We start from the raw sequence: 11981 nt of genomic DNA, 5'->3' as shown, positions 1-11981 counted from the left end.
CCATCTAATCCACAACATTATTCTAGATCTTGTTAATTTTTACTTATCATACAAGTGTTTAATGAGTTATCCACGATGGTCAGAGGGCAATAATACTTAGTCGCTGCCTTTAAACTCTTTTTCTTGGCTCCAAATCATACCCCATACGCTTAAATATTGGTGAAAGTAACTCTATACCTAAAGCCTCGTGAGCCTTTACAGCTGACTGGAATTTGTACCAATTGGTAGCACGCTTTTCGACATCAACTCTCCAGAGGTAAGCATCATCAAACAAATTAACTTTTGAAAATATTCCGTCGTGAGAATCTTTAAATCCTCTAACTTTGGTGTAGATTGCCTCATCAAACCAAAGACGCTCATTAAAATCATCCCACCCTTGAAGTGTCTCTTTGTATTTTTCTATTCTTTCATCACGATGACGAACCTTACTACCACTGTATGTGTTTCCTTGAATAACTATAAGTTCAGACTCCAGTTCACTCCACTCATCACTATTATCTACTCCCCTGTCATCAGCAAGGTAGCCACAATATTTCATAAATAGTGCTTTAGCTGCAGCGGTAAAGCGCACGCGATTATTTACTACTGGGTTTACTAATCTATTATCATCCCAGATATGGCTTACCCAATCAGGATGATGTTCACCATCGGCATGGCCGATATCTGGTTTTAGATCAATGCCAATGTTATTGAAATAATCGTACCAACCAACAAAATTTTGGTGTGCCCAGGTATCTACAAATGCATGAGTCGCGATGCCTATGCGATAAAAGCGTGTTCGTTCTGGCGCATTAAATGCAGCGTCCAGCATTTTATTGACATTGTCATTATCTGGTGTTGTGTTGAGAATATGCATTTTACCATCTTTACGACAGGCACTATCTGCTTCGGGGTTGCCTGGTACAAAATGAAAGATGGGATAAATGCGCATTAAATCATGCTTTGGCTTTAAGATGTTCATTGTCTGACTAATGAAATTCTCATACTCTGAACCATCACTTTCGTCTTTTATCACCAGACATACATCATTATCATCAACGTATTGGGATGCATAAGCTATTATCTTCGCTTCGCCGTCCTTAAAACCTGCTCTTTTTGCTATCAGTCCAGTTATCCAATAGTGGAATTCGATGTCCATTCTCATTCTCCTTCTACCTAGCTTGGTATCTTCCCTCCGACTGCAATACTGGAAAGGTTAATTTGAGTATAGAAATCACTGCTGGTTCAATTTTAAAAATTAGAGGTTTACATGATATACCTCAAACTTTTAACCCTAAGAAAAGTGGGCAGGTTCCCTGTGACATTCTGGCATTTTCAAGATAAAAACAATGAATCGAGTGATTAACTGTAGAAGTAGGAATTAAAGCGATATGCAGTAAGCCATATAACGAAAAACAGAAAGAAATATATATCAGTTACACCTTTGGGAAAGAAGGTAATAAACCGGAAATGCCCAAAGAAAGCCGGAAAGACTTCTAGATGGCTGAACGGCATAATGGGAATTTTACCTGTTCTTAATCATGAACTTAAGGGTCTAGCGGTCTAAAGACTTCATGGTTATGTCAAACGGGCTTTTTCAAAAGCAAGTGATTTAGGCTTCGGTGGTGGTAAATGATAAAAATGAGAGAAAAAACCATGTTACGCTGTCACTAGGGGTTATGAAATCTTTCAAAACGTTGAAAAGCTAGAGTTACGCCCTTTTACGTAACTCTCCTTTGAATACTTCTTTGTCACGGTATAGAAGATATTCTGATTTTTCGGATAACTTTATCTACTTCAAATAACATATTAAATTCACTACTCCAGTACACTTGTTAGACTTTTCTGCGGACAAGTGCCATTAGTTTATGAAAAAATGGGCGTACTTCACGCTACCTCAAAATGTATGCAATCAAAGACTAGGGCGAAACTTTATTTCCAGAAAATGTATTATTACCAACGCACGTCAAGACAGCATCAGGAGTAGAACGATCCCAAGTCCATGTACTGCTACCAGATATCGATTGTGAATTTCCATCAAAAGTGACATTGGCATCTTCGGTTACAGAGCCTTGATCCTCACTATAAGTAAAGGTGTTATTTACAATTAACACGTCATTCACGCTATCAATATCCAGAGACCTGCCTAACAAAGAAACCATGTAGGTAGAATAAGGTTCGACAATATTAATAGAGATTCTAGTTGTACCTGTTTCCCCGATGCATGTTCCAGGAGGATCACTCATGGTTACGGTTTCAGATACTTCTCCGTTCCATATACCACACAGTTTATCCCCGACCTGAGTGACACTGATATCACCACTAGCAAACGTCCCTAAGTTTCTATATTCCGCCTGAATTCTGACAATAGAATTAGGCTTGACACAAATATCAGGGGTTGGATGATCATAAGCCATAACATCCCCAGTATCTCTGAATTCTCCAATAAAACCATTATTTTGGAAAAAATTAACCGTTAATGCGCATGTAGATAATACAGTCGTTATATCACCGTTAGGAAACAAACTGCAGGCGGATTGTAAAGCACCACCTAAGTTGGTCTTCGAACCCAAGTTTTTTAATATTTTTTGAAGTCCGTCCGATATTATTTTATTAACCAATTCGTCTGTAATTGGAGTTGTAACCGTTTCGAATGGATCATCGAATAATTCCGCATACTGTTCAAATAAACGGGAAGGATCGAGCTTTGAAAAAGCTATAACTATACGTTTTGCAATTGTTCCAATGATTTTTGATGCTGCCACATCCGCGCCTCCTTCACACAGGGACTGTGCTGCGGGAAATTTGCCGGTAACAGTAATGTTTGTTGTCTCTAAATATTTAATACTGCTAGTATTGGTCGATAATGTGAGATTATTGCTTAACGTCGGTATTAATGAAATAGGTATCGTGATGAGTTTTTCTGCCAAGGTAAATGAGGCCGCCTGAAGCGAGCATGTCGTTGCAAGTAATGGATACTTGACCACCATCGCAAGACATGATGGCAGCAACCAATTGGTCGTCCCATCGAGGATATCACCGACCCCCTTCAGAGAATCACTTAACTGTGAGAGCTTTGTCGCGGTATTGTTAGAACAGGTCTCTTTCGGTTTCAGAGCCACAGAAGTCAATATTTCTTTCTGTGAGTCATCAACAGTAAACCCATTAGCAACCGCCATTTGTGCGAATGTATTCCGTTCGTTGTCATTCAATGACTCAACAAAGACAGCAAGGCTATCAAGGCTGTCTATATACGACTTTGATGAACCATCCATCACGGCTTTTAATGTATCAGCATCTTCAGTTCCAGCACCAGTCGTGGTAAACCAGTCACCATAGGTATTATTTAACAATGACAGCTCGTGTTTCGCTATTGATATTTTACCAATTAATTGAGAGTAAAAGTCGTTGAGTGTTTGAGCTGGGGGTACTTCAATTTCCCATTGTTCTAGGATGTTATTGTCAGGGCCGACTATTTCAACTGTTGTTGGAGCAGAATCACGACTTGTCAACCCTGATGAGCTTTCGGGCACAATAAACGTGGCATACCCAGGAATAACCCTATTAATAGGAATTTGTTGATTAAATATCCTTAGTTCAAACTGGGTATCGATATCCAAAAGCGACTCAGAGAGTATTACTACAACAGTATTGGGTTGAGGTTGGCTCTGCGTTATATGAGATGGCCAAGTTTCCCCCTCTAGAATCATGCCCTCAATTATTTCAGCATCCGTCTTATCAACTACCCCATTCAAATCAATATCCGCGTTAAACTTACTGTCATCATCAAGTAAAGAGGTCGTTTCAACATGAGATTTTATCAAGTCGGCGTCGATCTGATCGATGGTGCCATTGTTATCGACATCACCAAAGCTAATACCAAGGAAGTAAGGTGGAAAGGTTCCATCAGCGACATTGATTACAATACCACTCGTATAAGTTTGTGAAGTACTGCGATCAGTTGCAATTAGTCTGATTGGGTACACACCAGATGTTGCAAATGAAATTTCAATTTCTTCTCCAATAAGCTGCCTACCGTCAGAAACTTCCCAGATAAAATTAAAGTCCCCAGAAGTATTGTTAGCTTGAAAAGCGGCGCGTAATAAAAAAACCGTATTTACACTACCTAGTGATTTTTCATATTCAATAGCTAACGTCCGTTCTTCAGATGGTGGTGATTGGCTGATTTCTGTATTATCAGAATCACCACATGATGAAAGAAAAACAATTAATAACAATACCTTAATGTAACCGTGAATATATTTATGCTTCATTACGGTGTACTCAAACGAAGACTTGATGGTAAGTATTATCTGAAAAATATAGAGAGCCAGTCTCACTTATAAGAAACCACAGATAATACAGTCTAATTTGAGCGTCGCACAAATTAGCCCTAAAAGTGACAGTTACAGGTTAATAACATGCTATTAGTTCATTTTCGCATGATTAAAGCCGAAGCATATGGTTGCCAGACAGGGATGCCGAGGAGACCGAACAAGGGCAGTTGACTTGGGTGCATCACTACAGCGGCGGTTCCAACGACATGGGCACCAGTTGTTTCGGTCGCTGGGCATACCACGATGATGGTGACGCCTCTGCAATCCCTTATTAGCTTTGAGCAGTTTGCGGCGATAAAAAAACACCTTAACTGGTGCATGACGTCGGCGGGGGGATACCATACCCCGCCGTATACTCATTTCGTTTTGCACTCGTTCATCATGCACATTGATTATCCCCCGATTAATATGCAAACTATTGTAGATAACATTAAGCAGGGAATGACCATGAAAGTAGTGCGCAAAGCGGAAAAAGATTGGGTGAACATCATAAATTCGGCGAATGGCAATATCGACCTCTACTCGCCCTTCCTCTCAGATTGCCGCACGCTAACAGCACTGACAAAGGCGGCGAAACGTTTTAAAAAAGAAAAGAAACAAACGAACTCTTTCAGTTGCAAAGTCTATACCTTCAGCGATCGCCATTATCATGTTTCAAACTGGTATCAACTTGATGCCATGGAGTCCCTTCTAGAGGCTGGCGTAGAGATATACATGGTCGAGAACCTGCACCTCAAGGCACTGGTTGTCGGTCAGGATTTGCAAGCATTCGGCTCCCAAAACACTACAGCCAAAGGTCAGAAAATAAACCGCGAGCTTGGTGCTATCTACACTGAGGTTACCAGCGAGGATACCCAAAAATACTTCAATGAACTTGGTCTTGAAGGCGGACTCAACCCCATCGATATAGAGACGATCCTACGATGGAAGAAAAAACACAAAGTTGCCAAGACCATCGAAGAGGCAAGGGAAAAAGCCCTCAGCGACCTGATGGCGGACGAACCGCCGCATCAACGTCCCGCCAAGAAAAGGTCACAAGAACAAATAGGATTACCCGACCGCCCACGCGGGACAAAAGCCTCAGGTTCCCGTCAGACTGACACCGCGTATGACCTGATTATCTTGACACCTTCCGCTGGTGATTACGTTATCCGACCCAGCAACACTGCAGAAAACCTAGATAAAAGTTTTTTCGAAGCGCTGGATAGAACGGTTGAGCAATCAGGCAAGATCAAAAAAGGCAGCATTGTACCCATATTCCACCCCGACGCGTATTGGACTTTTACTAGGATCAATAAAAACAGCATCACAAAGTTCACTCGAAAGATACAACGAAAGAACATTTCCATACTCAATGATGAGGTCAAAGGAATCGTCACGGTAGATAGCTTCCGACGCTTGCCGGAGGATGGTGCCACCCACTGCCTGACCATCAAGGAAAATGTCAGTGAAAAATGGGTCAAGTTGCGCTTTTCGATGACAGATAAAGGTGTCAAAACAATAAGTCGGCCAGAATTTTTGCAAGAAACCCCAATACTCAAAAAAATAGCTAAAAAGGTTAAAACCGTAGCAGGACTGACAGACATTTTAAACAAAGTACTTTATGCAAAAACAAACGAATACAATATTGGTTTCGAGAATGCAGAAAAAGTCTTCCAAAAACGCATTAACCATGAAGAGCGCTACTTCAATATGCACTACGTCAATCGTTTCGGAATTCCCTACCTCGAAATGGAACCAGCATGACAACCAACTGAATTAGCCACTTATGCACCGCGGTATTTTGTCATAAAGCGCTCTTTGGTGATTAAATGACCGCGGCCTGCAATCATCTCGTCCCAATCCTAGCTAAAGGAGCGCGACAAAAATTCTTTGAAGTAATAGCTGGTTAAGATCTTGTAAGTCCCTGCATGCCCAGTGATGAGCTTTACTGGAACCACATTTCGACAACAGCTCGCCCGCACAAATGGGACAATATGCACGCTCGCCCTTGGTCGAAGGTACCTGCAGCCCCTCGCTATCTAATTCAAAAAACATAATCTCAAAATCATTTAAAAACAGTCAGTTAATATAACCCTTAAAAAATCCTATTAACTTGGCGGCATTCGCCTGTTATCTGTACTCTAGTTTACTTTCGATTTGAAAGCTAAAGCTCAAATAAGCTTGGCAAAAGCATTCCAGGCAGATTCAGCTATGAAAGTCCCAAAAGAACAATAGTATTGTGTTGAATCCACCGAATCTAACGTAGCAATCCTCTCTGAGGATTAACTTGTCTCTTTAGTTGCTCCAGCCTTCTGACATGACTCAGTAAGCTTGCCCAAAAATCCAACATCCCCCCTCTCGAGCAGTCATTGTCCAAGAATGAGTATTCTACTTTTATACACTTTGGGGTGAATCCACCACAACATATATTACGCAGATATGACTGGAATACCGATTGTAAATCAAAGAGATCACTCATCTTCTGGGTATTGTGTCTTACTTTCCTCGTCTCAGATACACCGACAAACACCAGTATCTAACACTGTACCAATCGGTTAAGAGGCTGCTCTGGCTGACAAACAAACCGTACTCATGCATCCAAGCTGATAATTCAAGCTCATCCCGAGCATGCACCTGATGCTCAAGAAACAAAATATCTGAACATGCCATAATTCGCCCTCTTTGTGCTTGCATTAAAAAGAAAAGCAACTACTGTATATAAAAACAGCATAGTTCAACTCGAGGTACATCTCGCTATGGCCAGATATGATGAGAAGAAAATCACATTAACTCCTAGGTATATTGAAGCCCTACACGAATTACTTGAAGCTGAACTCGAGATGATGCAACAACAGGATGACAACAATCGTGAGTGTTGGGCCTGGGGGATCTGCACCATCAATAACCTCTGTGAACAAAACCATTTACAGTTTGAGTTTGGCGATGAAGGCTCTAGACCGAAAGGTATGAAACGTAATACGTGTGTTCGAGAAAACTGTTAACTGTATCTGAATTCCGAGGCCATGAAATGAAGCACATTGTTCTCAATAGAATAAAAACACCTGACGGTACAGTTTTGATCAGCAAGCACCGTCACGATTATGTCTCTCATCTTGATGCCAACGGCAAGTGCTACATGGTGGATGGAGGCACTGACTACCTTAGACGGAACGTCAATATCGAGCCTTTTGAAGAACAATCTGTCTATTCTGACGCACCTCACACTGACATAAGGCAAGGCTTTTACTGGGGAACACGAGGTAAAGACGGAGATCAACCTGTTCAATTCAAGCCGCTGGAACAGCTCGATACATCACACATTGAAGCTATTATTCTGACACAGACCCACTTAGCAAAGTGGAGGTTAGACATTTTTGAAGCCGAGCTATTATTCCGTAAGGCTAAAATGGAACCATCCCCCTAGCAAGCTTCTTTGACTTTTTTGCAACTAAGCACGGTCTTCACTACAAAGAGATATACATCGTACAAGCGACAGAGGCTTTATGATTTAGCCTTAACCAGCTTAGATCTGTCAGTTCCACTTAGAAAAACCGTATTAGCTCAGTTAATGTAGCGAGTTAGACAAGCCAGTAAATGCAGTTGGATGTAAATCTTAAGAGGAACTTCCTCCTGATTACCATATGCCGGCATGTTCTGTGACGTCTATTGATATAGAAACTGCGGTATATCATTGTTTTGAAGCTGTTTTGCGATGGCAACTTCAACATCGACTATCTCTTTACGGATTTCTTTTATATCTAGCATGAGTTTTTGCTTACGCTTCGTGGTCGAATGAGAGGCGATCATCCAACCGATTACCCACAATCCACCAGTAAAAACAGAAACGGCTAGATGAACAATATGGCTTGTTTTTTCGTTGTTATAATCCAACTCAGCTTGATTTAGCTTTTGCTGTAATTCAGATCTGTACTTAATCAGTTCTATCTTGTTCTTCATAATTTATTTGTTTTTAATCAGTGCCTTACCCATACTTCTAGTAAAGGTATCCTTATACTTGGACATTTTACCATATTGCTATTTACACTTGATCTAGACTTTTCTAATTTAGCAAATTATTAATTGGCGACTTCCCTACAACGTGCCAGTCAAGCTGGCACGTGATATTTACTCTCAGATTCTTTTCGGCTAGTTAGAGTTGTAAGGATAACTTACCCATCATCCTCAACTTTCTGCGTGTTCTTACATGCATCCTGGCTCAGGCTGAATCCGCTGCAACCCCAGAAAGAACCGTATTTCCCAGTTCGCTTTTTCATCGGCCTGCCGCATTCATCACATATCTTGAAGGAGTGTGAACAACCTGGATTTTGACATTGGCTAGTGCCACGGGAATCGATTGATGGCGAGCCACACTTCTCGCAACTTCTAGCACGACCGACTTTGCAGCCTTTACCAGTACTACACACATAAAACTGGCCATGCTGACCCTCGATCCTTTTCAGGTAACCATCAACACAACTTGGGCACTTGAAAATTTTCCGGTAAGCATCTTTGAATGAGTCGGAATAAATACCTACCTCATACTTAGGTTCGAGCAGTTCGGTAATAAACTTCGAGGGAGAAGAGGGATCTGCAATGATGTAGCACTTCTTCTTGGCCCTAGTGATACCAACATAGAGGAGGCGTCTTTCTTCAGAGTCAGGGGAGCTATCGAGAGATGGAAGTAGAGCTTCAATGATTGCGTTTTCCTGCGTATCACTTGGGAAACCATTCTTACCCTGTGTAAAGCCAATCAAGATACAATAATCAGCTTCAAGCCCTTTAGACTTATGGAAGCTCCAAAAATGAATGTTGTTGCAGTGTCTAACACTTGACAGTTTTTCTCTGGCATCACGTAATAAAAAGTTATACCGCGCTATTACAGCGATACTCCCCTTACTGTCTCGACTTCTTATCTTCTTAACGACATCGACCACTTTACTATAAAGTGCATCCTCACCATTGACCTTATCATCCAGCAGGTAGACTTGAGGCTCATCTACTTGGGTATGAGTTTCAATGTCCTTTTTGAACTGGTTCGGGTTCTCCATAACAAAACGGCCGGCAGTCGTTGCGATGCTGTTGTTGTACCGGAAGGTTTTCTGCAATTTGGTTTCCGTATATGACCCTATCAATTCACTGAACGCTGTTGTTAACTCGAGTTTACCCCCAGAGAATCGATAAATTGACTGCCAATCATCACCAACAACAGTCAAAGAAGGGTTATCACTATGCTCAATGATGGTGTTGACCAAGTTCATACGCGCAGATGATATATCTTGGAACTCATCAATTAAAATATATCGCCACTGAGGTTTGAAACTCCCCTCTTTAACCAACTCTGTTGCTTTGATAATCATGTCATCAAAGTCGATGGAAACCTGTGACTCAAGTTCTTCAACGTAACCTTGATGTAAAGACCATAAAAGCTCAGTCGCTCCCTCTGGAGAAACAATTTGCTGACTCTCTAGCCTAGTGAATATCTCTTGATACCCAAGTTGCTCTGTTCGAATAGCAGCTAATGCTGTTCTTAGCAAAGCTGAGCCCTTACCGACATAGTCACTTTCTTTGAGCGTAGTAAGGATTTCTTCTTCACTTAATCGATTAAACGGCACCCCGGCGTCTTCAAGAAGGAGCTTTAATCGGTCATTCAACGTCCCTTCTTTCCAATCATAATGATAGGTCTCGAGCAAAGTTGTCCCATAGGACTCATGCAACTGACGCTTTCGTTTAATCGATTGATTGTACTGTTCGGCGTCGATGTCAGGGCGTGTTGAACCATCACGACTGATGCCAAAGTGCTCTAGATAAATATCGGTTCCAGAAATATGGAAATCAGGCAGATAATCAAAGCCAACATCAATCCTTTTCTTAGCTAGATATTGCGCTTCATATTCGTACTCTACGCCGTTGATAAACAGAAAATTAGCTATAAGTAACTCTTGATAGCCCTTAACTTTGTCACCCTTGAGTGTCGTAAATTCATTATCACGCACGTACCTTTGGTAATCAGCAGCATCTGAAAAACTCAACGGGTCAAGGGGAGGATTCAGTAACTCAATAAGAGTGGGGATATTCGCAGTATTCGATGTTAGGTAGTCTTGTAGCCAACGGGTGATCCAAATATCTAGCTTGTTATCGGATTCTGCAAAGTCGCTCAATCTTATCCTTTCTCCACAGCCCTTAAGGATATGGAGTCCAAGAGCATGAAAGGTGGAAGCTTTAGGATCTACTGTTAATTCAATTCGACTTTTTTCTGCTTTCTCTTTTATTCGTTCTTCAAGTTCAGCTGCTGCCGTCTTGTTATAAGCCAGAATAAGAATTTGATCTGCAGATGCTAATCCCCTATCGATCAAATCAAGAGCTTTAGCGACCATTACTGATGTCTTGCCTGTACCTGCAGCAGCAAGCACCATATTACGGTCGTTATTTCGAATGACGCCCAGGCGTTGCTCCTCTGTTAGAGGGTTAGACTCGACTAAGTCATAGAAGTGGCCCCTTTGCTGAAGCTGGTACCCTTCATGTATATGCCTAAGAGCTGTAGCCTCTAGTGGGTAGGTCTTGCGAATCACATCAACAGTCCTCATCACCGAAGGTGAAAAAAAAGATGTCATCGTGGGCCGCTGTCTCATCAAAAATTCAACACGAGAGCATATTTCTGTAAGCTCCGGCAACTTTAAATCCCTGGGGTAATTCACCAAGGCATGTTCATGAAAAGTACCAGCCATTAACTCAACACGTACCTGAACATGTTCAGCGATGTTGCTATTCAACACTTCTATCAGACTCGAGTAATCTCTCTTGCTGAGTCTACTGAAGCTAAGCTGGTCACCAAGATTTAACTTGTAACCAAATATCGACTTTTCGAGGGACGCAAAGTTATCTAAGTCTTTGATAGGAAATGATTGGGTAATCTGGCCTTTCTTAAACAAAGTGATTGAATCGGGAGTTATCTCCAGAGAATCAAACTTGTTTAACCAACGTCCCAAAAGATTACATGAAATTTGATTAGAGCTCGTTACCACTGCTTACTATCCTGCCTACAACTCAAAGGCGAACGAGTGACTCAGTGAGAATCACTCATAGGGATAGCCGATGCTACCTAAGTATTGATACGGTTTCTATATGGTTCTGGTAACAATTCATGATGGTTACTGATGCAGCAACTCACCTCAAGGTTAAGCACCGCTCTTACAAGTTGTAACGCTTGTTGAGGTTAAACCAAAAGCAGCAGCACCGAAGAAAGTATCATTCGAAGAAGTGCTCAAGCTTGGCAAGCTCGCAGAGGATCTATCAGAATAATTCAAAAGCAGACCTATTGATACAGCAACCGCCGGCAACCTTGAGACTTTTGCAGCATGTGTAGAGAGTCTGTCGAATTCAGATTACCGAATAGTCCCTAAATAAGCATAGATTTGAATGCTTATATTCATCACCAATAGCACCCATTGGGTGTAAAAAGTGCAGAGATTTAAGTTTATTCGGTGCAAAAAATGCGGTGACTTGCTTTTATTCGGTGTAAAAAGTGTGTATTGATCGCCTCTATATGAGGAAATGCCATGACTGATGGTAGTCACAAATGCTGCATCCAGCATATGTGACACGTCATTGTCGGATAGGCGACACCTGTTACCAAGTGCCGCCCTCCTAAGAACCGTACGTGCAACTTTCACTGCATACGGCTCA

Annotated in this window: 8 protein-coding genes and 1 pseudogene; 4 read left to right on the top strand and 5 right to left on the bottom strand. The window is 41.5% G+C overall.

The window, feature by feature from the left end:
* Positions 1-109 precede the first annotated feature (109 nt).
* Together ACVA58_RS17030 and ACVA58_RS17025 are read right to left on the bottom strand one after the other, a co-directional pair.
* On the bottom strand, positions 110-1138 hold the full coding sequence (locus tag ACVA58_RS17030; RefSeq protein WP_446511568.1) for a DUF6765 family protein: 1029 nt from the start codon (positions 1136-1138) through the stop codon (positions 110-112).
* A gap of 760 nt (positions 1139-1898) precedes the next feature.
* Entirely contained in the window at positions 1899-4253 is a 2355-nt protein-coding gene (locus ACVA58_RS17025; RefSeq protein ID WP_446511567.1) for a dockerin type I domain-containing protein, read from the bottom strand.
* 191 nt (positions 4254-4444) lie between these two features.
* Between ACVA58_RS17025 and ACVA58_RS17020 the strand changes: the two genes are divergently transcribed.
* The 4 genes from ACVA58_RS17020 to ACVA58_RS17005 all read left to right on the top strand — a co-directional run bounded on the left by ACVA58_RS17020 (position 4445) and on the right by ACVA58_RS17005 (position 7722).
* A complete protein-coding gene (locus ACVA58_RS17020) occupies positions 4445-4591 on the top strand; it encodes a hypothetical protein (protein WP_446511566.1) in 147 nt (48 codons plus the stop codon).
* A gap of 172 nt (positions 4592-4763) precedes the next feature.
* A complete protein-coding gene (locus ACVA58_RS17015; protein ID WP_446511565.1) occupies positions 4764-6062 on the top strand; it encodes a phospholipase D-like domain-containing protein in 1299 nt (432 codons plus the stop codon).
* A 992-nt stretch (positions 6063-7054) separates the two neighbouring features.
* On the top strand, positions 7055-7300 hold the full coding sequence (locus tag ACVA58_RS17010; RefSeq protein ID WP_187464312.1) for a hypothetical protein: 246 nt from the start codon (positions 7055-7057) through the stop codon (positions 7298-7300).
* A 26-nt stretch (positions 7301-7326) separates the two neighbouring features.
* Positions 7327-7722 (top strand): hypothetical protein, encoded by a 396-nt coding sequence (locus ACVA58_RS17005; RefSeq protein WP_446511564.1) that lies wholly within the window; start codon positions 7327-7329, stop codon positions 7720-7722.
* A 239-nt stretch (positions 7723-7961) separates the two neighbouring features.
* Here ACVA58_RS17005 and ACVA58_RS17000 read toward each other — a convergent pair whose 3' ends face one another.
* The 3 genes and pseudogenes from ACVA58_RS17000 to ACVA58_RS16990 all read right to left on the bottom strand — a co-directional run.
* Positions 7962-8255 (bottom strand): hypothetical protein, encoded by a 294-nt coding sequence (locus ACVA58_RS17000; RefSeq protein ID WP_446511563.1) that lies wholly within the window; start codon positions 8253-8255, stop codon positions 7962-7964.
* A 212-nt stretch (positions 8256-8467) separates the two neighbouring features.
* Complete coding sequence (locus ACVA58_RS16995) at positions 8468-11320, bottom strand: UvrD-helicase domain-containing protein (protein ID WP_446511562.1); 2853 nt, start codon at positions 11318-11320, stop codon at positions 8468-8470.
* 360 nt (positions 11321-11680) lie between these two features.
* Positions 11681-11981, bottom strand: a pseudogene (locus ACVA58_RS16990) (hypothetical protein); the annotation flags it as partial.

This window comes from Photobacterium sp. DNB22_13_2 (assembly GCF_052873915.1).
The sequence above is the reverse complement of the archived record's forward strand: the minus strand, read 5'-3'. Positions and strand labels throughout refer to the sequence as shown.

What these genes read in the sequence shown, in the direction of transcription:
- ACVA58_RS17030 (WP_446511568.1), bottom strand. Translation starts at nt 1,138, where the DNA reads ATGGACATCGAATTCCACTATTGGATAACTGGACTGATAGCAAAAAGA.
- ACVA58_RS17025 (WP_446511567.1), bottom strand. Translation starts at nt 4,253, where the DNA reads ATGAAGCATAAATATATTCACGGTTACATTAAGGTATTGTTATTAATT.
- ACVA58_RS17015 (WP_446511565.1), top strand. Translation starts at nt 4,764, where the DNA reads ATGAAAGTAGTGCGCAAAGCGGAAAAAGATTGGGTGAACATCATAAAT.
- ACVA58_RS17010 (WP_187464312.1), top strand. Translation starts at nt 7,055, where the DNA reads ATGGCCAGATATGATGAGAAGAAAATCACATTAACTCCTAGGTATATT.
- ACVA58_RS17005 (WP_446511564.1), top strand. Translation starts at nt 7,327, where the DNA reads ATGAAGCACATTGTTCTCAATAGAATAAAAACACCTGACGGTACAGTT.
- ACVA58_RS17000 (WP_446511563.1), bottom strand. Translation starts at nt 8,255, where the DNA reads ATGAAGAACAAGATAGAACTGATTAAGTACAGATCTGAATTACAGCAA.